The sequence below is a fragment of the Agrococcus versicolor genome (assembly GCF_039531815.1).
GTDB classification, from domain to species: domain Bacteria; phylum Actinomycetota; class Actinomycetes; order Actinomycetales; family Microbacteriaceae; genus Agrococcus; species Agrococcus versicolor.
The window spans coordinates 43770-66306 of the sequence record NZ_BAAAQT010000007.1; the positions used below are offsets into that span (position 1 = coordinate 43770).

Below are 22537 nucleotides of genomic sequence, written 5' to 3' on the forward strand. Positions count from 1 at the left end.
CTCGTCGTCGAGGCTCGCGGTGCCGGTGGGCGCCGTCCGCTGCAGGTTGGGGAGGCCGCCGGTGTAGAGGGCGGCGGCGTCGTCGGCCAGCAGCACGATGTAGCGTCCGTCCTCGAACGCGCTCGTGTCGATGGGGGCGGCGGGGGTCTCGGCTGCCGAGGCGACCGTCGTGCCGACCAAGCCTGCGCCGAGCCCGAGGCTGACGGCGGCGAGCGAGGCGAGGCAACGACGGAGCGTGACACGGCGGTGCGTGGTGGTGCTCACAGGATGGTGTCCTTCGTCACAGGTGCCCGTCCCACGCGATCGGCGGGACGAGAGGTTGTGCATCAACCTAGGTGGGGCACACGAGGGACACGGCCAAGCGTTACCCAGTCGTGACCAACCGAAGTCGCATCCCGCTTCCTTGAGTTCCGCTCATGTCCTATGCTGCTTGGTCCACCCCGGTCGCGCCGGTCGAGGCTCGTCCCTAGGCTGGAGCGGTGACCTCACGGATGTTGATCGCCTCCCCCGAGGGGCACGCAGGCAAGTCCATCGTCGCCCTCGGCCTCGTCGACGCCCTCTCGCGTCGCGTCGGCCGCGTCGGCGTCTACCGGCCCGTCTCGCGCTCGACGACCGAGCGCGACGCGGTGCTCGAGCTGCTGCTCGCGCACGACGCCGTGCACCTCGACTACGACGACGCGATCGGCACGACCTACGAGGCGGTGCACGAGGACGCCGAGGCCGCGCTCTCGACGATCGTGTCCCGCTTCCACCTGCTCGAGGACCGCTTCGATGCCATCGTGATCGTCGGCTCCGACTACACCGACGTCGGCAGCCCCACCGAGCTCGGCTTCAACGCACGCGTCGCCGCCAACCTCGGCGCGCCCGTCGTGCTCGTGCTCGGCGGGCGCGACCCCGAGACGGGCGCCGCCCGATCGGTCGAGGCGCTCGGGCAGCTCGGCGAGCTCACCCTCCCCGAGCTGCGGGCCGGGCACGCGCGCCTCGCCGCCCTCGTCGTCAACCGCAGCGACGTCGACGCCGACGCGATCGAGGGCGTCGCACGGGCGGCGGGCATCGACGTGCCGGTGTGGGCGATCCCCGAGGACCCGATCCTCGGCGCGCCGACGGTGCAGCAGCTCTTCGACGCCACCGACGCGCAGATGGTCGGCGGCGATGCCGCGCTCACGCAGCGCGAGTCGCTCGGCACCGTCGTCGCGGGCATGTCGATGGAGCACGTGCTCGACCGCCTCATCGACGGCGGCATCGTCGTCGTGCCGGGCGACCGCTCCGACGTGGTCGTCGCGACGCTGCTCGCGCAGCGATCGGAGTCGTTCCCGACGGTCGCGGGCATCATCCTCAACGGCGGCTTCGACCTCGCGCCCGCGGTGCAGCGCCTCATCGACGGCCTCGACCTCACGATGCCCATCGCGCGATCGCCCCACGGCACCTACGAGACCGCGCGTCGCATCGCGGGCACGCGAGGCGCGATCTCGACCGGCACGCAGCGCAAGCGCGACACGGCGCTCGCGCTGTTCGAGCAGCACGTCGACGTCGATGCGCTGCTCGACCTGCTCGAGCTGCAGGACTCGACCGTCGTGACGCCGCTCATGTTCGAGCAGGGGCTCATCGAGCGAGCGCGCACCGACGTGCGCCACATCGTGCTGCCCGAGGGCGACGACGATCGCATCCTGCAGGCGGCCTCGACGATCCTGCAGCGCGGCCTCGCCCACCTCACGATCCTCGGCGACGAGGCGCCGCTGCGCGCCCGCGCCGCCGAGCTCGGCCTCGACCTCGCGGGCGCCCGGATCGTCGCCACCACCGACCACGAGCTGCGCACCCGCTACGCCGAGGCGTACGCCGCGGCGCGCGCGCACAAGGGCGTGACGTTCGAGGACGCGTGGGAGCGCGTGGTCGACGTGTCGTACTTCGGCACGATGATGGTGCACCTCGGCGACGCCGACGGCATGGTCTCCGGCGCCGCGCACACGACGGCCCACACCATCCGCCCCTCCTTCGAGGTCGTGAAGACGAAGCCGGGCGTCTCGGTCGTCTCGAGCGTCTTCCTCATGGCGCTCGCCGATCGCGTCCTCGTCTACGGCGACTGCGCCGTCGTGCCCGAGCCGACCGACACCGAGCTCGCCGACATCGCGATCTCGTCGGCGCAGACCGCGCGCGACTTCGGCATCGACCCCCGCGTGGCGATGCTGTCGTACTCGACGGGGGAGTCCGGCTCGGGCGCCGAGGTCGACAAGGTGCGCGCCGCGACGGCGCTCGTGCGCGAGCGTGCGCCCGAGCTGCTCGTCGAGGGCCCCATCCAGTACGACGCCGCCGCCGATCCCGTCGTCGCGGCGAAGAAGATGCCGGGCAGCGACGTCGCAGGCAGGGCGACCGTCTTCGTCTTCCCCGACCTCAACACCGGCAACAACACGTACAAGGCCGTGCAGCGCTCCGCGGGCGCGCTCGCGATCGGACCCGTCCTGCAGGGACTCAACAAGCCGGTCAACGACCTGTCGCGCGGCGCCCTCGTGCAGGACATCGTCAACACCGTCGCCATCACGGCCATCCAGGCGCAGTCCCAGGCCGCGGCGCCGCGGGACGCTCGGGAGGGCGACGCATGAGCTCGGTCTTCGTCGTGAACGCAGGCTCGTCGAGCCTCAAGTACCAGCTCGTCGAGCTCGGCTCCGGCGCGGCGCTCGCCTCCGGCATCGTCGAGCGGATCGGCGAGGCGCGCTCGAGCGCGCGGCACGTCGCGGGCGACGTGCGCACGGACGCCGAGCTGCACGTCGGCGACCACGAGCAGGCCTTCCGCTGGGTGCTCGCGGCGTTCGGCGAGCACGGGCCGTCGCTCGAGGACGCCGGGCTCGTCGCCGTCGGCCACCGCGTCGTGCAGGGCGGCGCGCGCTTCGACGGCGCGGTGGTCGTCGACGACGGCATCGAGGCGCAGATCCACGACCTCGCGCCGCTCGCGCCGCTCCACAACCCCGCGAACCTGCTCGGCATCCGCGCGGCCCGCGTCGCGTTCCCCGCGCTGCCGCACGTCGCGGTCTTCGACACCGCCTTCCACCGCACGCTGCCGCGGGCGGCGTGGCGCTACGCGATCGACCGCTCGGTCGCCGACGAGCACCGCGTGCGCAAGTACGGGTTCCACGGCACGAGCCACCAGTTCGTCTCGCGCCGCGTCGCCGAGCTGCTCGAGCGACCGCTCGAGGACACGCGCACGATCGTGCTGCACCTCGGCAACGGCGCGAGCGCGTGCGCCGTCGACGGCGGGCGCTCCGTGGAGACGTCGATGGGCATGACGCCGCTCGCCGGCCTCGTGATGGGCACGCGCTCCGGCGACGTCGACCCCGGCGTCCTGACGCATCTGCACCGCGTCGCCGGACTCGGCGTCGACGAGCTCGACCAGCTGCTCAACAAGCGCTCGGGGCTCCTGGGGCTCACGGGCTCCGGCGACATGCGCGACGTGCAGATCGCGGCGGCCGCGGGCGTCGACCACGCCGTCGAGGCGCTCGAGGTGCTCGCGCACCGACTGCGCTCGACGATCGGCGCGTATCTCGCGGTGCTCGGCGGCGCGCACGCGATCGCCTTCACCGCCGGCGTGGGCGAGAACGTCGCGCAGGTGCGGGCGGCGGCGCTCGACGGCCTCGACGAGCTCGGCATCCGCCTCGATCCCGAGCGCAACGCCTCCGGCCCGAGCGAGCGACGCATCTCGACCGACGACTCGCGCGTGCAGGTGTGGATCGTGCCGACGCAGGAGGAGCTCGAGATCGCGACGCAGGCGGCCGCGGTCGTCGGCGTCTAGCCTGGGAGCATGCGGAACGTCTGGACCATCGTCGGCGTGGTCGTCGCCGTGGTCATCGCGTGGTTCGTCGTCGACGCGATGCTGAGCCTCGCGTGGCTCGTCGCCCGACTGGCGATGGTCGCGGTCGTGGCCGTGATCGTCTTCGTCGCGCTGCGACTGCTGCTGCGCAAGCCCGCCGAGTAGCCGCGCCGTCCGGCCGGGGACGTGCGAAGACTCCCCGCGCACCCGCCAGAGCCCGGTTACCCTTGCTGCGTCTCCGCCCTGGGGGAGTTGGCCTGGATGGCGCCACGCGGGGAGCCGACCACCACGATACCGGCTCGGCGAGCCCTCGTGCTACGCCGAGAGGCGCGCGAGCTCGTCGGCCGTGAGCTCGACGTCGACCGACGCGAGCAGCTGGGCGAGCTGCTCGGGCGTGCGGGCGCTCGCGAGCGGGGCCGCGACGAGCGGCTGCTGCCGGAGCCACGCGAGCGACACGGCCGCGACGGTCGTGCCGTGGGCTGCGGCGACGTCGTCGAGCACGTCGAGCAGCGCGACGTTGCGCGGCACCTCGAGGTAGGAGGCCGCGGCACCTGCGCGCTGCGAGTCGACCGCGACGCCCGGGCGGTACTTGCCGGTGAGGAAGCCCGACGCGAGCGACGGGTAGGGGACCTCGACGAGGCCGAGGTCGGCGAGCGTCGGCAGCAGCTCCGCCTCCACCTCGCGCGAGACGAGGTTGTAGCGGTCCTGGCTCGTCGTCGGGCGGGCGAGCCCAGCCTCGTCGGCGATCGCGACGAGGGACCGCACGCGGGCGGGCTCGAAGGTCGACACCCCGATCTCGCGCACCTTGCCGGCGCGGACGAGCTCGTCGAAGACGGCCGCCACGTCCTCCTGCGGCACGTCCGGGTCGTCCCGGTGCGCGTAGTAGACGTCGACGTGGTCGGTCTGCAGCCTGCGCAGCGAGTCGTCGAGCGCCGCACGCACGTTCGCGGGGGAGAGGCCCTGGCGCTCGGGGTGCTGGAAGACCTTCGTGGCGACGACGACGCGATCGCGCACGCCGCGCGACGCGGTCCACTCGCCGAGGATCGCCTCGGACTCGCCGCCGGCGTTGCCGTCCACCCATGCGGAGTACACGTCGGCGGTGTCGATCGAGCGCCCGCCCGCGGCGAGGAAGGCGTCGAGCACCGCGAACGACTCGTCGCGATCGGTCGTCCAGCCGAAGGCGTTGCCGCCGAGGACGAGGGGTCCGTGGTCGAGGTTCGTCATGCGTGTGCCAACGCGCACGGCGGCGCGGGATTCCCCGCGGCGGTCCTGCGAGGAGCATCCGGGCGCGTCGCGAGCGGCCGCGACCCTGCCTCGCGCAGGGCGTCGGCCGAGGAGCACGCGGACGCGTGTCCCCTACGGATCGCACCGGATCGGTACCCCTGACAGCAGGGGTATCGGTCGGATCGTCACCCATCGCCCTCAGCCCGCGCGAGGCCCCTGTCACGGTGACGAGGTCTCAGGAGGCACACGATGAAGAAGTCCATGCGTTCCGTGCTGGCGGTCCTCGCCAGCACGGCGATCGGCGTCGGCGCGCTCGCGATCGGCGCATCCGCGGCCGCCGCCGCCAACGACCAGGTGTGCGCGCCGCTCTCGAGCGGCAAGATCGACACCACCGGCGACCCGCAGACCGTGACGCTCACGGCGCCCGCGGGCCAGCTGATCACCGGCTACTGCGTCAAGGGCGGCTCGGCGAACCAGGGCGACGGCCCCGTCTACGTCACGCTCGCCCAGCCGGTCGCCTCGATCACGATCGCGCACCCGAGCGGCAAGGCCGTCTCGCACTACAGCTTCTCGACGACGCCCATCGTGGTGCCCTCGACCCCGCCGAGCGAGCCGTCGACCCCGCCGAGCGAGCCGTCGACCCCGCCGAGCGAGCCGTCCACGCCGCCGAGCGAGCCGTCGACCCCGCCGAGCGAGCCGTCCACGCCGCCGAGCGAGCCGTCGACCCCGCCGAGCGAGCCGTCGACCCCGCCGAGCGAGCCGTCGACCCCGCCGAGCGAGCCGTCCACGCCGCCGAGCGAGCCGTCGACCCCGCCGAGCGAGCCGTCGACCCCGCCGAGCGAGCCGTCCACGCCGCCGAGCGAGCCGTCCACGCCGCCGAGCGGCCCGTCGACCCCGCCGAGCGACACCCCCGTGGTCGAGCCCTCGGGCTCCGCATCGCCGCCCGCCTCGCCGCCGGTGACCACGCCGGGGACGACGCCCGACGCGACGGCACCCGCGCCGTCGCAGGGCAGCACGACGACCCCGCCGACCACGACCACGGCGTCCGCCGAGGCGCTGCCGCGCACGGGCTTCGACGTGACGCCGATCCTCGTGATCGGTGCGCTGCTGGCGATCGTCGGCGCCGGTCTCGTGATGCGCCGGATCCGGACGGCCCAGCGCTGATCCGCTGACGCCCCGCATGCGCGCGGCCCCGCATCCTCGCGGTGCGGGGTCGCGCGCACGTCCGCGCCCGCCGGCGTCGTCCGCGCGCGCGCGCGGCACCTTCCCTCGCCGTCCGCGAGCGTGGGTGGCCGCCGGTAGCCTGACGTGCATGGTCGCAGCGCTCTATCGCCGGTATCGACCGGAGTCGTTCGCCGAGCTCATCGGGCAGGCGCACGTCACCGCGCCGCTGAGCGCGGCGATCCGCGGCGACCGCGTCGGCCACGCCTACCTCTTCTCCGGCCCTCGTGGCTGCGGCAAGACGACGAGCGCGCGCATCCTCGCCCGCTGCCTCAACTGCGCGCAGGGGCCCACGCCGACGCCGTGCGGCACGTGCGACTCGTGCGTCGAGCTCAGCCGCGACGGCGGCGGCTCCCTCGACGTCGTCGAGATCGACGCGGCGAGCCACAACGGCGTCGACGATGCGCGCGACCTGCGCGAGCGGGCGGCGTTCGCGCCGGCGCGCGACCGCTTCAAGATCTTCATCCTCGACGAGGCCCACATGGTCACGTCCCAGGGCTTCAACGCCCTGCTCAAGATCGTCGAGGAGCCGCCGCCGCACGTGAAGTTCATCTTCGCGACGACCGAGCCCGACAAGGTCATCGGCACGATCCGCTCGCGCACGCACCACTACCCCTTCCGCCTCATCCCGCCCGCCCCGATGCTCGAGTACGTCGCCGAGCTCACCGAGCGCGAGGGCGTGCAGACCGAGGCGGGCGTGCTGCCGCTCGTGATCCGCGCGGGTGGCGGCTCGGCGCGCGACACCCTGTCGATCCTCGACCAGCTCATCGCGGGGTCCGAGACGCCGACGGTCGCCTACGAGCAGGCGGTCGCGCTCCTGGGGTTCACGCACGCGGGCCTGCTCGACGACGCCGTCGAGGCGCTCGGCGCCCACGACGCCTCGGCGCTGTTCTCGGCGGTCGATCGCGTCATCCAGTCCGGCCAGGATCCGCGGCGCTTCGTCGACGACCTGCTCGAGCGCCTGCGCGACCTCATCGTCGTGCGCGCGGCCCACGATCCCGCGTCGCTGCTGCACGGCGTCCCGCAGGAGGAGCTCGACGCCATGCTGCGCCAGGTGCGCGCGTTCGGCCCCGTCGAGCTCTCTCGCGCTGCCGACGTCGTGGCGAAGGCCCTCACCGACATGACGGGCGCGACGAGCCCGAAGGTGCATCTCGAGCTCATGGCCGCGCGCCTGCTCGTGCCCGCCGCGGGCGACCAGGAGCTCGGCACGCTCGCGCGCGTCGAGCGCCTCGAGCGTCGCATCGGCGTCGCCGGTGCCACGGCGGACGCAGCGCCGCACGCGCAGGCCGCGCAGCCGGCGTCCGCGCAGCCGGCGGCCCAGCAGCCCCTGGCCCCGGCATCGGCAGCCGAGCCCGCACGTCCCGCCGTCGCGCGCATCGAGTCGTCCGCGCCCGACCAGACGGCGCCCGAGCCGACGGCGCCCGAGCAGGAGCCGACCGCGACCCCGGTGCCCGCCGCCGCTGCCGCGGGCACGGTGAGCGTCGACCAGCTGCGCGACGCGTGGGACGAGGTCCTCACGCATCTGGGCGCTGCGAGCAGGCCGGCGTGGCTGCTCGTGTCGCAGGCCGAGGTGCTCGCGCTCGACGACGGCGTGCTGCTCATGGGGTTCCGCAACCAGGGCGACTTCGAGGCCTTCCCGGCGAAGCCCGGCGGCGCGACGAGCCCGGCGGAGCACCTCCGCGCCTCGATCGACCACGTCCTCGGCCTGGCCGTGCGCTACCAGCGTCGGCTCATCGGCGCACCCGAGGGCACGCGGCCGCGCCCGCGCCCCTCGCAGCCGACGCCGGGCGACGACGTCGACCAGGAGCCTGCGCCGACGCCGAGCGAGCCTGCGCCCCGCGTCGAGGCGGCGCCGGCGAGCACGCCGTCCGCGAGCACGTCGTCCGCCAGCACGCCGTCCCCGAGCACGCCGCCCGAGCCTGCCTCCGCGTCGTCGCGCACCGCGCCGGCGTCGCGCGCCGCCGCGCCTGCGGCCCGCCCCCAGGCGAGCGCCCAGACGAGCGCCCAGACGGTGGCCGCCGCCGGCACCACGGGCGGTGGCTGGGCCGTCGCGACGATCCCCAGCGCGCAGCCCGAGGCCGACGCCCGGCCCGACGCCGTCGTCACGCCCATCCGCACGCCCTCGCCGTCGCCAACGGCCTCGACGCCGGCGCCGCCCGCGCCGGTCGTGCCTCGCGCGCCCTCGGCGCCGAGCGGCGGCGTGCCCGACGCCGAGGCGCCCGACGATCCGTGGGGTCCTGAGGAGCAGGTCGTCGACCACGCCGTCGCGGTCGCCGCCGTCGAGGCCACGGCCGCCGCGGTCGAGCAGGCGCCCGTCGTCGACGCCCGCCGCACCGCGCTCGACGACGCACGGTACGGCGAGGCCGTCGTGCGCGAGGAGCTCGGCGCCGAGTTCATCGAGGAGATCGCCCTCGACGGGCCGGAGGGGATGCGCTGATGTACGACGGCATCGTGCAGGAGCTCATCGACGAGCTGGGCAGGCTCCCGGGCGTCGGCCCGAAGTCTGCGCAGCGCATCGCGTTCCACATCATCCAGACCGAGTCGTTCGACGTGTCGCGCCTCTCGCGCGTGCTCGCCGAGGTGCGCGACCGCGTGCGCTTCTGCGAGATCTGCGGCAACGTCGGCGAGCAGGAGCGCTGCATCATCTGCCGCGATCCGCGCCGCGTGCCCACGACGATCTGCGTCGTCGAGGAGCCGAAGGACGTCGTCGCCATCGAGCGCACCCGCGAGTTCCGCGGGCTGTACCACGTGCTCGGCGGCGCCCTGAACCCCATGCAGGGCGTCGGGCCGGATCAGCTGCGCATCGCGCAGCTGCTGCGCCGGCTGCAGGACGGCACGGTGCAGGAGGTCATCATCGCGACCGACCCGAACGTCGAGGGCGAGGCGACGGCGACCTACCTCATCCGCACGCTCGCGCCGCTCGGCATGACGGTCACGCGCCTCGCGAGCGGGCTGCCCGTCGGCGGCGACCTCGAGTTCGCCGACGAGATGACGCTCGGACGCGCGTTCGAGGGGCGCAGGCAGGTCTCGTCATGAGGCGTCGCGCGGCCGGTGGGCGCATGCGCGCGACCCTAGACTGAGGCTTCGCCCATCCCCACAGGAGTTCCCGTGAGCCTCATCGTGCAGAAGTACGGCGGCTCGAGCGTCGCCGACGCCGAGAGCATCAAGCGCGTGGCGAAGCGCATCGTCGAGACCCGCAGGCGCGGCGCCGACGTCGTCGTCGTCGTGTCCGCGATGGGCGACACGACCGACGAGCTGCTCGACCTCGCGCACGAGGTCGTGCCGGGCCTGCCCGCCCACGGCCGCGAGCTCGACATGCTCCTCACCGCCGGCGAGCGCATCTCGATGGCGCTGCTCGCGATGGCGATCACGTCGATGGGCGGCGAGGCGCTGTCGCTCACGGGCAGCCAGGCCGGCATGCTCACCGACGCGACCCACGGCTCGGCGCGCATCGTCTCCGTCACGCCCGGTCGTGTCCGCGCCGCGCTCGACGAGGGACGCATCGTCATCGTGCAGGGCTTCGCGGGCTTCAACAAGGTCACGGGCGACATCACGACCCTCGGCCGCGGCGGCTCGGACACGAGCGCCGTCGCCCTCGCCGCCGCGCTCGGCGCCGACGTGTGCGAGATCTACACCGACGTCGACGGCGTGTTCACGACCGATCCGCGCATCGTGCCCCGCGCCCGCAAGGTCGATCGGATCACGAGCGAGGAGATGCTCGAGCTCGCGTCCGCCGGGGCGAAGGTGCTGCACATCCGCAGCGTCGAGTACGCCCGGCGCCACGGCGTCACGTTGCACGTGCGCTCCTCGTTCACGAACCAGGAGGGCACGATCGTCTACGACCCCGAGAAGGAGGGGACGATGGAGGAAGCCCAGATCGTCGGCGTCGCGAGCGACCTCGGCGAGGCCAAGATCACGATCGTCGGCGTGCCGGACGTGCCCGGCACCGCCGCGCGCATCTTCACGATCGTCGCGGAGGCCGAGGCCAACGTCGACATGATCGTGCAGAACGTGTCGGCGGCCGCGACCGGCCGCACGGACATCACGTTCACGCTGCCGAAGGAGGATGCGGCGCGCGCGCTCGCAGCCCTCGAGGCCGCGCGGGAGGAGGTCGGGTTCGAGCAGGTGCTGCACGACGACCAGATCGGCAAGCTCGCGCTCGTCGGCGCCGGCATGCGCACGAACGTCGGCGTCTCGGCGAAGCTCTTCCGCGCCCTGTCGGACGCGGGCATCAACCTCGAGCTCATCTCGACGAGCGAGATCCGCATCTCGGTCGTCACGAGCGCGGCGCAGCTGCACGACGCCGTCCGCGTCGTGCACTCGGCGTTCGGCCTCGACGCCGACACCGACGCCGTCGTCCACGCGGGGACGGGCCGATGAGCCTGCGGCTCGGCATCGTCGGCGCGACGGGCCAGGTGGGCGGCAAGGTCATCGAGCTCCTCGAGGAGCGCGGGCTCGAGCTCGACGAGCTTCGGCTCTTCGCCTCCTCCCGCTCGGCGGGCTCGCGGCTCACGGTGCGCGGCGAGGCGATCCTCGTCGAGGATGCCGCGATCGCCGACCCCACGGGGCTCGACGTCGCGATCTTCTCGGCGGGCGCCACGACGTCGCGCGCGCAGGCCGAGCGCTTCGCGGCGGCCGGCGTCGTCGTCGTCGACAACTCCTCCGCATGGCGCATGGATCCCGAGGTGCCGCTCGTCGTCTCCGAGGTGAACCCGCACGCGCTCGAGTCCATCCCCAAGGGCATCGTCGCGAACCCGAACTGCACGACGATGGCCGCGATGCCCGTGCTGAGGCCCCTCGACGTCGAGGCGGGCCTCACGCGCCTCGTCGTCTCGACCTACCAGGCGGTCTCGGGCACGGGCCTCAAGGGCGTCGAGGAGCTGCGCGAGCAGCTCGTCTCGGCCGTCGCGCAGCACCCCGAGCGCCTGACGCACGACGGCCACGCCCTCACGCTGCCCGAGCCGGTGAGCTACGTCGCCCCCATCGCGATGAACGTCCTGCCGCTCGCGGGCTCGATCGTCGACGACGGCGACGGCGAGACCGACGAGGAGCAGAAGCTCCGCAACGAGAGCCGCAAGATCCTCGAGCTGCCGGACCTCCTCGTCGCGGGCACCTGCGTGCGCGTGCCCGTCTTCACGGGGCACTCCCTCTCGATCCACGCCGAGTTCGCCCGGCCGATCGACGCCGAGCGGGCGCGGGCGCTGCTCGCCGACGCCCCAGGCGTCGTGCTCGCCGACGTGCCCACGCCGCTCGACGCCGCCGGCACCGATCCCACGATCGTCGGTCGCATCCGGCCCGACCGCTCGGCGCCCGAGGGCCGCGGGCTCGTGCTGTTCCTCTCGAGCGACAACCTGCGCAAGGGCGCCGCGCTCAACGCGCTGCAGATCGCCGAGCTGCTCGCCGCGCGCATCGCGCGCTGACCCGCGCGGGTGACGGGCGGACCGATCGGTCCGTCCCGTCGCCCCGCGATGGCGCACGGTCGCCGACACGCGAGTAGCATGGATGCCGATGAAGACGATCGACGTGGCCCTGATCGGTGGCGGGATCATGAGCGCCACGCTGGGCGCTCTCCTGCAGAGGCTCGAGCCGGAGTGGTCCATCGAGGTGTTCGAGCGCCTCCCCGACGTGGCGCAGGAGTCCTCGAACCCCTGGAACAACGCGGGCACGGGCCATGCGGCCCTCTGCGAGCTCAACTACACGCCCGAGGGCCCCGACGGCACCATCTCGCCGGCGAAGGCCGTCGAGATCAACGAGCAGTTCCAGGTGTCGCGGCAGCTGTGGGCGTCCCTCGTCGAGGACGGCTTCCTGCCCGACCCGAGCGCCTTCATCTCCGCGACGCCGCACATGAGCTTCGTGTGGGGCGAGGCGAACGTCGACTACCTCCGCCGCCGCTACGAGGCGCTCAAGGACGAGCCGCTCTTCGAGGGCATGGAGTTCTCCACCGACGTCCGCGTCATCCGCGAGTGGGCCCCGCTGCTCGTCCCCGGCCGCCGCAAGGACCAGCCGATCGCGGCGACGCGCATCACCTCGGGCACCGACGTCGACTTCGGCGCGCTCACGCGCCTCATGTTCGCGGGCATCGAGCGCGGCGGCGCGCGCATGCGCACGGGCAAGGAGGTCCAGGGCCTGCGCCGCGGCAAGGACGGGCTGTGGACGCTGCGCCTGCGCGACGAGGTGGGCCGCACGCCCTCGCGCGTCCGCGCGCGCTTCGTGTTCGTCGGCGCCGGCGGTGGCGCCCTGCACCTGCTGCAGAGGTCCGGCATCCCCGAGGCCCGAGGCTTCGGCGGCTTCCCCATCACGGGCGAGTTCCTGCGCACCGACGACCCGGCCATCGTCGAGCGGCACCTCGCCAAGGTCTACGGCAAGGCGAGCGTCGGCGCGCCGCCGATGTCGGTGCCGCACCTCGACACCCGCGTCGTCGACGGCGAGACGAGCCTGCTCTTCGGCCCGTACGCCGGGTTCAGCCCGAAGTACCTCAAGACCGGCTCGAACCTCGACCTCTTCACGTCGATCCGCCTGCACAACCTGTACCCGATGATCCGCGCCGGCCTCGCGAACCTCGGCCTCGTCTCGTACCTCGCGGGCGAGGTGCTGTCCACGAAGGACAAGCAGATGGAGGCGCTGCGCGAGTTCGTGCCGAACGCGAAGGCCTCCGACTGGCGCCTCATCCAGGCGGGCCAGCGCGTGCAGGTCATGAAGCGCGACGCGAAGAAGGGCGGCGTGCTGCAGTTCGGCACCGAGATCGTCACGGGTGCCGACGGCACGATCGCCGGCCTGCTCGGCGCCTCGCCCGGCGCGTCCACGGCCGCGCCGATCATGCTGACGATCCTCGAGCGCTGCTTCCCCGATCGCTTCGCCGGCTGGCGCGGCGAGGTCGAGCGCCTCGTGCCCTCGTTCGGCGTCCGGCTCAACGACGACCGCGAGGTCGCACGCGAGAGCATGGCGCGCACTGCGCAGGTGCTGGGCATCGATGCACCGCGCGTCGACGCCATGGGCGCCGAGCCCGAGGCCGCACGAGCGAGCATCACGGCCTGACGCAACCGACGCGTGAGGCGTCGTGATCGACGCGGGTTCGTTGCGTCGCGATGGCGTCGTTCCGCGAGAACCCGCGTCCCGCTCCGGTTTGTGGATAAGTTGTGACGCTTGCTCAGTTCCTGGAGTACCATCCGAAGCATGGGCTCGGACGCAGTGCGGACCCGGGGCCGGATCACCCTGGGCATCATCGACGACTTCGCGATCCTGCTCGAGTCGCTGCGGGTCTGGCTCGAGCGGAACGCGCCGGACGTCGAGGTGGTCATCTGCGCGTCGACCTTCCGCGACTTCGCGACCGACCCGTCCTTCCCGCCGGACGTGACGCTCATCGGCGAGCTGCGCCACGAGTCGACGACGATCGCCTCGCGCATCAAGGCCTGCGTCGCCGCGGGCTCGCAGGTCGTCATCGTCGCCGACGATCGGGCCGTCGACCACCACCAGGCCCTGCAGGCCGGTGCTGCCGAGGCGCTGCCCCGCAAGACGCCCATGCTCGAGATCGTGCAGTCCATCCGCCGCGCGAGCCAGCGGCAGACGCCGCCCGTGCGTCGCAGCGCGCCGCTGCAGCGCCCGCGACTCAGCCCCGGCGAGCGTCAGGCCCTCACGTTCTACGTGCAGGGCTACTCGACGCAGCAGGTCGCGACGGCCATGAACGTCAAGTACGAGACGGCGAAGACCTTCCTGCGTCGCGTGCGGCAGAAGTACGCCGCCGTCGACCGTGCCGCCGGCAAGCGCGCCGACCTCATCGTCCGCGCCACGGAGGACGGCATCCTCTAGCCCGCAGCGACCACGCGGCACGCATGGCCTAGCCTGGTTCCTCGTGGCGAAGCTGTACTTCCGATACGGGGCGATGAACTCCGGCAAGTCGACGGCGCTGCTGCAGGCGGCGTTCAACTACGAGGAGCGCGGCCAGCGGGTGCTGCTCGCGAAGCCCGCGGCCGACACGAAGGGCGAGCACGCCATCGTGTCGCGGCTCGGCGTCACGCGCGCGGCCGACTTCGTCGTCGAGCCCACGGCGTCGATGCTCGCGGCCTTCGTGCACGCGACCGGTGGGGCACCCGGCGGCGACGCCATCGCATGCCTGCTCGTCGACGAGGCGCAGTTCCTCTCGTCCGAGCAGGTCGACGACCTGCTGCGCATCGCCGTGCTCCACGACGTGCCCGTGCTCGCCTACGGCATCCGCACCGACTTCCGCACGCACGCCTTCCCGGGGTCGGCGAGGCTCATGGAGATCGCGCACTCGCTCGAGGAGCTGAAGACGATCTGCCGCTGCGGTCGCAAGGCCGTCTTCAACGGCAGGCGCGTGGGGGAGCGGTTCGTGTTCGAGGGCGACCAGGTCGCGATCGACGGGGAGGCCGTCGCCTACGAGTCGCTCTGCGCGACGTGCTACCTGCGCGAGTCCGGCGGCGCGCTCGCCTGACGCAGCGCGCATGACGCAGCGCGCATGACGCAGCGCGCATGACGCAGCGCGCATGACGCAGCGCGCATGACGCAGCGCGCATGACGCAGCGCGCATGACGCAGCGCGCATGACGAAAGGCCCCTCCGGCAGGAGGAGCCTCTGGTCGGGGTGACAGGATTTGAACCTGCGGCCTCGTCGTCCCGAACGACGCGCGCTACCAAGCTGCGCCACACCCCGGTGCTGCCGCTTCCGGCAACCTGACCATGCTAGCCGATGCGGCGGGCCTCCAGCGACACGAGCACGGCCTCCGGCGGCGTGCCGAGGCGGAAGGGGGCGTAGATCGACGTGCCGATGCCCTGCGACACCTGCAGGGCCGCCGCAGCGCCCCCGTGACGCCACGTGGACAGGCCGGACGCCTGCGCGAGCGGCACGTCGCAGTTGGCGACGAGCGCGCGGCCGCCGGGCACCCGCACCTGGCCGCCGTGGGTGTGCCCGGCGAAGATGACGTCGGCCCCCTCGGCCACGAAGGCGTCGAGCACGCGGCGATAGGGGGCGTGCGTGACGCCGATCATGACCGGTCCGCCCGTCGAGGCGCTCCAGTCGGCGTCGGCGCGGAGCGCGCCGAGCGCCTCCGAGACGACGTCGAGCCGATCCCACTCGTTGTGGGCGTCGTCGACGCCGAAGAGCGCCAGGCGCGTGCCGCGCAGCTCGATGCCGCGCGCGGCGTTGTCGAGGTCGAGCCAGCCCAGGTCGGCGTACGCGGCCTCGAGCGCCGCGGTGTCGAGGTCGGGTGCGCGCACGTCGCCCGGCTGCGAGGACGGCCCGCGCAGGTAGCGCAGCGGGTTCTTCAGCACGGGGCCGAACGAGTCGTTCGAGCCGTGCACGAACACGCCGGGCACGCCGCGCAGCGGTTCGAGCGAGGCGGCGAGGGCGGGGATGGCGTCGCGGTGCCCCAGGGCGTCGCCCGTGGAGACCACGAGGTCGGGCTCCAGCGCCGCGAGCGACCGGAGCCACTCGACCTTGCCGCGCTGCCACGGGGCGAGGTGCTGGTCGGCGAGGTGCAGCACCCGGATGGGGGCGCTGCCGGCCGGCAGCACGCGGATGGTCTCGTGCCGCACCCGGAAGGCCGTGCGCTCGACGAGCGTCGCGTATGCCGCCGTCACGAGGCCGATGCCCGCGACGGCGCCGGCGGCGACGCCGAGGCCGCGCCCGGCGCCGTCAGCAGCCAGGGTCCTGGCCCGCCCGGTTCGACCCGACGACGATCGAGACGGGCGCCGTGGGAGGCCCGTTCGTGCCGGCGTCGGGGTTCTGGTCGAGCACCTGGCAGCGCTGGTCGCCCGGCACCTGCGCCCAGGTGATCTGCAGGTTCGCCGGATCGAAGCCGCTCGACGACATCGTGCCTCTCGCATCCGCGAGCGACTGGCCCTCGAGGTTCGGGATGGCGGACTCCGGTGGCTGGAACTGCGAGCCGTCGCTGATGAGCAGCGTGATCGACGCCTCCGGCAGCACGAGGGAGTCGGCGCCCGGCGAGGTGTACTCGACGCGGCCGGCCTCCTGCGCACCGGCGACCGTCGAGCCGACGACGACCGAGAAGCCCGCGCCCTCGAGCGTCGCGCGTGCCTCGTCGGGCGTCTGCCCGGCGACGTTCGGCAGCGCGACGGCGTTGCCCTGCAGGGTCTCGGCGTCCGGCTGCAGGAACTGACCACCGGGGTAGCGGGCGAGCGCGTCGGCCATGACGTTCGTGAAGACCGCCGATCGGACGTTCCAGAGCTCCCTGCTGCCGCCCGCGGCGTCGAGCAGGCCCACGTTGCCGCGGATGTTGCCCACCCACACGCTCGTGGCGACCGACGACGACGCGCCGTTCACCCAGGTCTGCACGACGTTGTCGCTCGTGCCGGTCTTCGACACGACCGGCGCGTTGCCGGGAGGGTTGTTGGCCGGGTTGCGGTTCGTGACCTCCTGCAGCACGAACTGCATGACGGAGGCGACCTCGGGCGTGATGGCCTGCTCGCAGTCCTGCGGCGGCACGGGCACCTGGGTGCCGTCGCGCGCGACGATGCTGTCGATCGCGCGCGGCTCGCAGTGCACGCCGCCGTTCGCGATGGTCTGGAACGCCTCGGCCATCGACATGGGCGTGACGTTGCCGGCCGTGCCGATGAGCCACGACGGCAGCGCGTCGTCGGGCGTGTAGCCGTTCGAGTTCGCGGGCGTCGTGCCCATGCGGCTCGCGACGTCCTGCACGTCGCACACCGCGACGCGCGTGCCCATCTCCGTCACGCCCGTGTTCATCGAGTTGACGAAGATGCCCGTGACGTTCTGCCGTGCGGAGGAGAAGCCCTCGTTGTTCTGGGGGTCGAACCTGGCCGTGGCGCCGTTGCACGTCTGGACGTTGCGCGGGCGACGCGTGGTGTCGAGCGAGGTGTTGACGGAGTAGCCGGCCTCGATCCACGCGGCGAGCGTGAAGATCTTGTAGCCGGAGCCGGGCTGGAACCCGCCGCCGCCGCCGTACTGCCGGTCGACGTTGTAGTTGATGCCCGTCGCGGTGTACGGCGCGTCGTCGACGTTGGCGTAGTCCTTGTTCTGCGCCATCGCGAGGACGCGGCCCGTGCCCACCTCGAGCATCGTCACGGCGCCGCCGAGCTCGAGCCGCTGCTCGGTGTTCGGCGCGTAGGTGTCGAGCGTCGACTGCACCTCCTCGTTGAGGCCCACGTCGATCGACGTGTAGATCTGCAGGCCGCCGAGGTTGAGCGTGCGCGTCGCCGACTCCTGGTCGCCGCCGAGGATGAAGGTGCCGTCGGCCTGCGGCTGGCGCAGGAGCTCCTGCACGTAGTCGCAGAAGAAGCCGGTGGAGCCGTAGAAGGAGGCGATGCAGCCCGAGCCCGCGGGCTGCACGTTCATGAACGCGTCGTCGACCGGCGTCGCGACGGCCTCGTCGTGCTGCTCCTGCGTGATGTAGCCGACGTCGAGCATCGCGTCGACGATGTAGTTGCGACGGACCTCGTTGCGCTCGTAGTTGTCGGGCGTGAAGAGGTTGAGCGTCGACGGGTTCTGCACGATCGTCATGATCGACGCCGCCTGCGCGATCGAGAGCTCGGAGGCGTTGATGCCGAAGTAGCGCTGCGCCGCCGCCTGGATGCCGTAGGTCGCGTTGCCGAAGTTCGCGATGTTGAGGTACGCCGCGAGGATCTCGTTCTTCGTGTACCGCTGCTCGAGGCCGATCGCGAACCGCATCTCCTGCAGCTTGCGGCCGTACGAGTCGGTCGTCTGGTCGGCGCACAGGTCCGGGTCGAAGCGCTCCTGCGTCGCGGGGTCGACCTGGCAGGCGACCTCGACGATCTGCTGGCGCACGAGCTGCATCGTGAGGCTCGACGCGCCGCCCGAGCCGCCGGTGACCTGGCCGAGCGCGGCGCGCGCGATCGACGGGGCGTCGACGCCGCCGTGGTCGTAGAAGCGGCGGTCCTCGCCGGCGATCGCCGCGAGCGGCGCCCAGGAGCCGGCCTGCGACAGCGTGATGATCTCGCGGTTCTGGCTGTAGAACTCCGCGATCGGCACCTGCGTGTCGTCGCCGTCCCGCCCGTAGATGGTCGAGACCTCGGACTGCTCCTCGATCTGGGCGAACTCGGGCAGGTTCTCGAAGAGGTCGAGACCGCTGTTGGCGGTGCTCGATGCGACGGCGACGGCGGGGGTCACGGTGGCGCTCACGAGGAGGCCGGCGACGACGCTGAAGCCGACGAGGCCGAGGAGGCTCCCGAGCAGGGACCCCGGCTTGTGCTTGGCGGTCGAGCGGGCTGACATGCTAGCGAGGGTACGGCACGCATCTATGAACGCCTGCGAGGCGAGGAGGCCCCATGACGACCTGGGAGTACGCGACGACACCGCTCCTGATCCACAAGGAGACGGCGATCCTCAACAACTGGGGTGCCGACGGCTGGGAGCTCGTGCACATCGCCACGGGCGCGGAGGGCGGCCTCGTCGCCTTCCTGAAGCGGCCGAAGGCGTGAGCGTCGCCGATCGGCTGCGCGAGCTCGGGCTCGCGCTGCCGGCGGTGGCGCCGCCCGTCGCGGCCTACGTGCCCGCCGTCGTCTCCGGCCATCACGTCTACACGTCGGGCCAGCTGCCGTTCGTCGACGGCGCGCTGCCCGCGACGGGCAAGGTCGGCGCCGAGGTGAGCGCCGAGGACGCGAAGGGCTACGCCGCGACGTGCATCCTCAACGCGCTCGCCGCCGTCGAGTCGCAGATCGGCTCGCTCGATCGCGTGACGCGCATCGTGAAGGTCACGGGCTTCGTCGCGAGCGCTCCCGGCTTCACGGGCCAGCCCGGCGTCGTGAACGGGGCGTCCGAGCTGCTCGGCGAGCTGCTGGGCGAGGCGGGCGTGCATGCGCGCAGCGCCGTGGGCGTGGCCGAGCTCCCGCTCGGCGCCCCCGTCGAGATCGAGCTGATCGCCGAGTTCGCCTGACGCCTCCCGCCCCACGCACGACGCGCCCCTCCCCGAGCCGGGGAGGGGCGCGTCGCGTCGGGCGTCAGCGCAGCTGCGAGCGGATCGCCTCGACGACGCCCTGGTCGGCGAGCGTCGTCGTGTCGCCGAGGTCGCGGCCCTCGGCGAGGTCGCGCAGCAGCCGGCGCATGATCTTGCCCGAGCGCGTCTTCGGCAGGTCCGGGACGATGAAGACCTGGCGGGGGCGGGCGATCGGCCCGATGTCGGACGCGACGTGCGCCCGCAGCGTGCGCTCGGACTCCTCGAGGGACTGCGCGTCGGCGAAGCGCGACTTCAGGATGACGAACGCGACGACCGCCTGGCCCGTCGTCTCGTCGGAGGCGCCGACGACCGCCGCCTCGGCCGTCGACTCGTGGCCGACGAGCGACGACTCGATCTCGGCGGTCGAGAGCCGGTGGCCGGAGACGTTCATGACGTCGTCGACGCGGCCGAGCAGCCAGATGTCGCCGTCGGCGTCGCGGCGCGCACCGTCGCCGGCGAAGTAGCGGTCGCCGAACCGCTCCCAGTACGTCTCGCGATACCGGTCGTCGTCGCCCCAGATCGTGCGGAGCATCGACGGCCACGGCTCGGTGACGACGAGCAGGCCGCCCTCGCCGTCGGCGACGACCGTGCCCGCGTCGTCGACGACGTCGATCGCGATGCCGGGCAGCGGCACCTGCGCGCTGCCGGGCTTCAGCGCCGTGACGCCCGGCAGGGGAGCGATCATCATCGCGCCCGTCTCGGTCTGCCACCAGGTGTCGACGATCGGGGCGATGCCCGAGCCGACGACCTCCCGGTACCAGAGCCACGCCTCGGGGTTGATCGGCTCGCCGACGGTGCCGAGCACGCGCAGGCTCGACAGGTCGGAGGACTGCACGTGCTGTCGGCCGAGCTTCATGAACGTGCGGATGGCCGTGGGCGCGGTGTAGAAGATGGTGACGCCGTAGCGCTCGATGAGCTCCCACGGGCGCCCGGGGCCCGGGGTGTCCATCGTGCCCTCGTAGAGCACCTGCGTCGCGCCGTTCGCGAGCGGTCCGTAGACGACGTAGGAGTGGCCCGTGATCCAGCCGACGTCGGCGGTGCACCAGTACACGTCGGTCTCGGGGTGGAGGTCGAAGACCGCGCGGTGCGTGAAGGCCGCCTGCGTCAGGTAGCCGCCGGAGGTGTGCAGGATGCCCTTGGGCTTCCCCGTCGATCCCGACGTGTAGAGGATGAAGAGGGGGTGCTCGGCATCGAGCGCCGGCGCCTCGTGCTCGGCCGACGCGTCGGCCATCGCCTCGTGGTACCAGCGGTCGCGGCCCTCGACCCACTCGATCTCGTTCTCGCCGCGGCGCACGACGAGCACGCCGGAGACGTCGTGGCCGTCGGCCGCGAGCGCCTCGTCGACGACGGGCTTGAGCGGCAGGACCTTGCCCTTGCGCCACGTGCCGTCGGCGGTGATGACGAACGTCGCCCTCGCGTCGTCGATGCGCATGCGCAGGTTCGAGGCGCTGAAGCCGCCGAAGACGACGGAGTGGATCGCGCCGATGCGCGCGCAGGCGAGCATGGCAGCGACGGCCTCGGGCAGCATCGGCAGGTAGATGGCGACGCGGTCGCCCGCGCCGACGCCGTGCGACTCGAGGACGTTCGCGAGGCGCCGCACCTCGTCGGTCAGCTCGGCGTACGTGATGGTGCGGCGGTCGCCCGGCTCGCCCTCCCAGTGCAGCGCGACGCGGTCGCCGTTCCCGGCCTCCACGTGCCGATCGAGGCAGTTGTAGGCGACGTTCAGCTGCCCGTCGCCGAACCAGCGCGCGTGCGGCGGCTGCCAGTCGAGGACCTCCGTGAAGTCCCGGTGCCAGTGCAGCTCGCGGGCGCGATCGGCCCAGAACCCCAGGCGGTCGGCCCGCGCCTCGTCGTAGATCCGCTCGTCGACGACGGCGTCGGCGCGGAAGGCCTCGCTCGGCGGGAACGTGCGTCCCTCGCCGGTGAGGAGGTGGTCGATGTGCTCCGCCATGTCGGTGCTCCCTTGCATGCGAACGTGACGGATCGACCCTATGGGATGCCCCGACGTCACCGGTTGCGATCGGTTGCCTCCCCGGCCCGCTCGCCCGGGAAGGGCCCGGGGTATGCTCCGACTGTCGATCCCGTGTCGACATGGCAGACCGCGTGGATTCCCCCGATCCGTGCGTCTGCGGCGGCGTCCGTTCCCCCCAATGGGCGCCGCCTTCCACGTCCGCGACGGCTCCACAGCCCCGGACCGTCCACAGGGCGGATGCCGGCGGGCGCCGCCGGCCGGGCGCGTCGGCATCGTCGCGGGCATGGCAGGCATCCCCTTCGTCGCCGGCTCGACGACCGACGGCGCACCCAGGCTCGGCGCGACGGGCGAGCCCATGCGCGAGTTCGGCGAGCTCGCATCGCTCGTCGGCGACGGCTCGGTCACCGACGTCTTCGTCGTCGCGGGCCGCGTGTGGGTCGATCGCGGCTCGGGCGCCGTCGCCTCGCCGCTCGTGCTCGACGAGGCACGCGCCCGTGCGCTCGCCGTGCGGCTCGTCGAGGCGGGAGGCCGCCACGTCGACGAGGCGACGCCGTGCGTCGACGTGCGCCTGCACGACGGCATCCGCGTCCACGTCGCGCTGCCGCCGGTCGCGGTGGCGGGCACGCAGGTGTCGATCCGGCTGCCGCGCGCCGAGGCGCTCGCGCTCGACGCGCTCGAGGCGTCCGGCGCCTTCGAGCGCGTGCCGCGCGCGACGGTCGACGCGCTCGTCGCCCGGCGCGCCAACCTGCTCGTGACGGGAGCGGGCGGCTCGGGCAAGACCACGCTGCTGGGCGCGATGCTCTCGGCGGCGGCGCCCGGCGAGCGCATCGTCACGATCGAGGACGTCGCCGAGCTGCGCATCCGCCACGACCACGTCGTCGCGCTGCAGACGCGCCAGGCGAACCTCGAGGGGGCCGGCGTCGTCGACCTCGCACGCCTCGTGCGCGAGGCGCTGCGCATGCGGCCGGATCGCCTCGTGCTGGGGGAGTGCCGCGGCGCCGAGGTGCGCGAGCTGCTCGCGGCGCTCAACACGGGTCACGACGGCGGCGCCGGCACGCTGCATGCCAACGCCCTCGCCGACGTGCCTGCACGCCTCGAGGCGCTCGGCGCGCTCGCCGGCCTCTCGCCGCAGGCGACCGCGAGGCAGGCGGCGAGCGCGATCGACGCGGTGCTGCACGTCGAGCGCGTCGGCGACCGGCGCCGCATCGCCGCGCTGGGCGCCCTCGCGGTGCGCGGCGATCGGCTCGAGGTCGTCGGTGCGCGCGACTGAGCTCGAGGCCGTCGCGACGCACGTGCGGCGGCTCGCGGCCGTCACGGCTGGCGGGGTCCCGCTGCACGCGGCCTGGGGCTACGTCGGCGTCGATCGCACGCAGCG

At 73.2% G+C, this 22537-nt stretch carries 19 protein-coding genes, 1 tRNA gene and 1 other RNA gene; 14 read left to right on the top strand and 7 right to left on the bottom strand.

Annotation, left to right across the window (positions count from 1 at the left end; translation table 11 throughout):
* A partial coding sequence (locus ABD249_RS12360; RefSeq protein WP_344344005.1) for a hypothetical protein occupies nucleotides 1–264 on the bottom strand: 264 nt, incomplete at its 3' end.
* Nucleotides 265–479: 215 nt separating this feature from the next.
* Here ABD249_RS12360 and pta point away from each other — a divergent pair.
* Genes pta through ABD249_RS12375 form a run of 3 tightly spaced genes read left to right on the top strand, consistent with a single transcriptional unit; the run spans nucleotide 480 to nucleotide 3964 of the window.
* Nucleotides 480–2597: a phosphate acetyltransferase gene (gene pta, locus ABD249_RS12365; protein WP_344344007.1), complete on the top strand. Its 2118-nt coding sequence runs from the start codon at nucleotides 480–482 to the stop codon at nucleotides 2595–2597.
* Entirely contained in the window at nucleotides 2594–3781 is a 1188-nt protein-coding gene (locus ABD249_RS12370) for an acetate/propionate family kinase (RefSeq protein ID WP_344344008.1), read from the top strand. Before pta ends, ABD249_RS12370 begins: the two co-directional genes overlap by 4 nt.
* A 9-nt stretch (nucleotides 3782–3790) precedes the next feature.
* A complete protein-coding gene (locus ABD249_RS12375; protein WP_344344010.1) occupies nucleotides 3791–3964 on the top strand; it encodes a hypothetical protein in 174 nt (57 codons plus the stop codon).
* A gap of 22 nt (nucleotides 3965–3986) precedes the next feature.
* Here the strand turns inward: ABD249_RS12375 and ffs are convergent.
* Together ffs and ABD249_RS12385 are read right to left on the bottom strand one after the other, a co-directional pair.
* Nucleotides 3987–4083: signal recognition particle sRNA small type (gene ffs / locus ABD249_RS12380), an RNA gene on the bottom strand.
* Nucleotides 4084–4114: 31 nt separating this feature from the next.
* Complete coding sequence (locus ABD249_RS12385; RefSeq protein ID WP_344344012.1) at nucleotides 4115–5023, bottom strand: aldo/keto reductase; 909 nt, start codon at nucleotides 5021–5023, stop codon at nucleotides 4115–4117.
* Nucleotides 5024–5284: 261 nt separating this feature from the next.
* Here ABD249_RS12385 and ABD249_RS12390 point away from each other — a divergent pair, with 261 nt between their 5' ends.
* The 8 genes from ABD249_RS12390 to ABD249_RS12425 all read left to right on the top strand — a co-directional run bounded on the left by ABD249_RS12390 (nucleotide 5285) and on the right by ABD249_RS12425 (nucleotide 14693).
* On the top strand, nucleotides 5285–6187 hold the full coding sequence (locus ABD249_RS12390; protein ID WP_344344014.1) for a hypothetical protein: 903 nt from the start codon (nucleotides 5285–5287) through the stop codon (nucleotides 6185–6187).
* Nucleotides 6188–6335: 148 nt separating this feature from the next.
* Nucleotides 6336–8681 (top strand): DNA polymerase III subunit gamma and tau, encoded by a 2346-nt coding sequence (locus ABD249_RS12395; protein ID WP_344344016.1) that lies wholly within the window; start codon nucleotides 6336–6338, stop codon nucleotides 8679–8681.
* Nucleotides 8681–9280 carry a recombination mediator RecR gene (gene recR, locus ABD249_RS12400; RefSeq protein WP_344344018.1) on the top strand — a complete coding sequence of 200 codons (600 nt, stop codon included), beginning with the start codon at nucleotides 8681–8683 and terminating at the stop codon, nucleotides 9278–9280. Before ABD249_RS12395 ends, recR begins: the two co-directional genes overlap by 1 nt.
* A gap of 72 nt (nucleotides 9281–9352) precedes the next feature.
* Complete coding sequence (locus tag ABD249_RS12405; RefSeq protein ID WP_344344020.1) at nucleotides 9353–10624, top strand: aspartate kinase; 1272 nt, start codon at nucleotides 9353–9355, stop codon at nucleotides 10622–10624.
* On the top strand, nucleotides 10621–11664 hold the full coding sequence (locus ABD249_RS12410; RefSeq protein ID WP_344344022.1) for an aspartate-semialdehyde dehydrogenase: 1044 nt from the start codon (nucleotides 10621–10623) through the stop codon (nucleotides 11662–11664). Before ABD249_RS12405 ends, ABD249_RS12410 begins: the two co-directional genes overlap by 4 nt.
* Nucleotides 11665–11746: 82 nt before the next feature.
* Complete coding sequence (locus tag ABD249_RS12415; protein ID WP_425546334.1) at nucleotides 11747–13279, top strand: malate:quinone oxidoreductase; 1533 nt, start codon at nucleotides 11747–11749, stop codon at nucleotides 13277–13279.
* A 138-nt stretch (nucleotides 13280–13417) separates the two neighbouring features.
* The gene (locus ABD249_RS12420; protein WP_344344026.1) at nucleotides 13418–14050 is read left to right on the top strand and encodes a helix-turn-helix transcriptional regulator; all 633 of its coding nucleotides are present in this window, start codon (nucleotides 13418–13420) and stop codon (nucleotides 14048–14050) included.
* 43 nt (nucleotides 14051–14093) lie between these two features.
* On the top strand, nucleotides 14094–14693 hold the full coding sequence (locus ABD249_RS12425; RefSeq protein ID WP_344344028.1) for a thymidine kinase: 600 nt from the start codon (nucleotides 14094–14096) through the stop codon (nucleotides 14691–14693).
* A 141-nt stretch (nucleotides 14694–14834) separates the two neighbouring features.
* On the opposite strand, the gene ABD249_RS12430 is transcribed toward ABD249_RS12425, so the two are convergent.
* The 3 genes from ABD249_RS12430 to ABD249_RS12440 all read right to left on the bottom strand — a co-directional run bounded on the left by ABD249_RS12430 (nucleotide 14835) and on the right by ABD249_RS12440 (nucleotide 18469).
* Nucleotides 14835–14911, bottom strand: a tRNA-Pro gene (locus ABD249_RS12430).
* A gap of 29 nt (nucleotides 14912–14940) precedes the next feature.
* The gene (locus ABD249_RS12435) at nucleotides 14941–15837 is read right to left on the bottom strand and encodes a metallophosphoesterase (protein ID WP_344344030.1); all 897 of its coding nucleotides are present in this window, start codon (nucleotides 15835–15837) and stop codon (nucleotides 14941–14943) included.
* A gap of 55 nt (nucleotides 15838–15892) precedes the next feature.
* On the bottom strand, nucleotides 15893–18469 hold the full coding sequence (locus tag ABD249_RS12440; RefSeq protein WP_344344032.1) for a transglycosylase domain-containing protein: 2577 nt from the start codon (nucleotides 18467–18469) through the stop codon (nucleotides 15893–15895).
* Nucleotides 18470–18522: 53 nt separating this feature from the next.
* Between ABD249_RS12440 and sp36 the strand changes: the two genes are divergently transcribed.
* Both sp36 and ABD249_RS12450 read left to right on the top strand, forming a co-directional pair.
* On the top strand, nucleotides 18523–18675 hold the full coding sequence (sp36, locus tag ABD249_RS12445) for a Sp36 family protein (protein WP_344344034.1): 153 nt from the start codon (nucleotides 18523–18525) through the stop codon (nucleotides 18673–18675).
* Nucleotides 18672–19130, top strand: a complete 459-nt coding sequence (locus tag ABD249_RS12450) for a RidA family protein (RefSeq protein WP_344344036.1) — start codon at nucleotides 18672–18674, stop codon at nucleotides 19128–19130. Before sp36 ends, ABD249_RS12450 begins: the two co-directional genes overlap by 4 nt.
* 64 nt (nucleotides 19131–19194) lie before the next feature.
* Here ABD249_RS12450 and acs read toward each other — a convergent pair whose 3' ends face one another.
* Nucleotides 19195–21141 carry an acetate--CoA ligase gene (gene acs / locus ABD249_RS12455; protein ID WP_344344038.1) on the bottom strand — a complete coding sequence of 649 codons (1947 nt, stop codon included), beginning with the start codon at nucleotides 21139–21141 and terminating at the stop codon, nucleotides 19195–19197.
* A 304-nt stretch (nucleotides 21142–21445) separates the two neighbouring features.
* Between acs and ABD249_RS12460 the strand changes: the two genes are divergently transcribed.
* Nucleotides 21446–22432 (top strand): TadA family conjugal transfer-associated ATPase, encoded by a 987-nt coding sequence (locus ABD249_RS12460; RefSeq protein ID WP_425546335.1) that lies wholly within the window; start codon nucleotides 21446–21448, stop codon nucleotides 22430–22432.
* Nucleotides 22433–22537 lie beyond the last annotated feature (105 nt).

Excerpts from the sequence above, each read along its gene's own strand:
- ABD249_RS12370 (WP_344344008.1), top strand. The coding sequence starts at position 2,594 with ATGAGCTCGGTCTTCGTCGTGAACGCAGGCTCGTCGAGCCTCAAGTAC.
- ABD249_RS12375 (WP_344344010.1), top strand. The coding sequence starts at position 3,791 with ATGCGGAACGTCTGGACCATCGTCGGCGTGGTCGTCGCCGTGGTCATC.
- ABD249_RS12385 (WP_344344012.1), bottom strand. The coding sequence starts at position 5,023 with ATGACGAACCTCGACCACGGACCCCTCGTCCTCGGCGGCAACGCCTTC.
- ABD249_RS12390 (WP_344344014.1), top strand. The coding sequence starts at position 5,285 with ATGCGTTCCGTGCTGGCGGTCCTCGCCAGCACGGCGATCGGCGTCGGC.
- ABD249_RS12395 (WP_344344016.1), top strand. The coding sequence starts at position 6,336 with ATGGTCGCAGCGCTCTATCGCCGGTATCGACCGGAGTCGTTCGCCGAG.
- recR (WP_344344018.1), top strand. The coding sequence starts at position 8,681 with ATGTACGACGGCATCGTGCAGGAGCTCATCGACGAGCTGGGCAGGCTC.
- ABD249_RS12410 (WP_344344022.1), top strand. The coding sequence starts at position 10,621 with ATGAGCCTGCGGCTCGGCATCGTCGGCGCGACGGGCCAGGTGGGCGGC.
- ABD249_RS12415 (WP_425546334.1), top strand. The coding sequence starts at position 11,747 with ATGCCGATGAAGACGATCGACGTGGCCCTGATCGGTGGCGGGATCATG.
- ABD249_RS12420 (WP_344344026.1), top strand. The coding sequence starts at position 13,418 with ATGGGCTCGGACGCAGTGCGGACCCGGGGCCGGATCACCCTGGGCATC.
- ABD249_RS12440 (WP_344344032.1), bottom strand. The coding sequence starts at position 18,469 with ATGTCAGCCCGCTCGACCGCCAAGCACAAGCCGGGGTCCCTGCTCGGG.
- sp36 (WP_344344034.1), top strand. The coding sequence starts at position 18,523 with ATGACGACCTGGGAGTACGCGACGACACCGCTCCTGATCCACAAGGAG.
- acs (WP_344344038.1), bottom strand. The coding sequence starts at position 21,141 with ATGGCGGAGCACATCGACCACCTCCTCACCGGCGAGGGACGCACGTTC.
- ABD249_RS12460 (WP_425546335.1), top strand. The coding sequence starts at position 21,446 with ATGGCAGGCATCCCCTTCGTCGCCGGCTCGACGACCGACGGCGCACCC.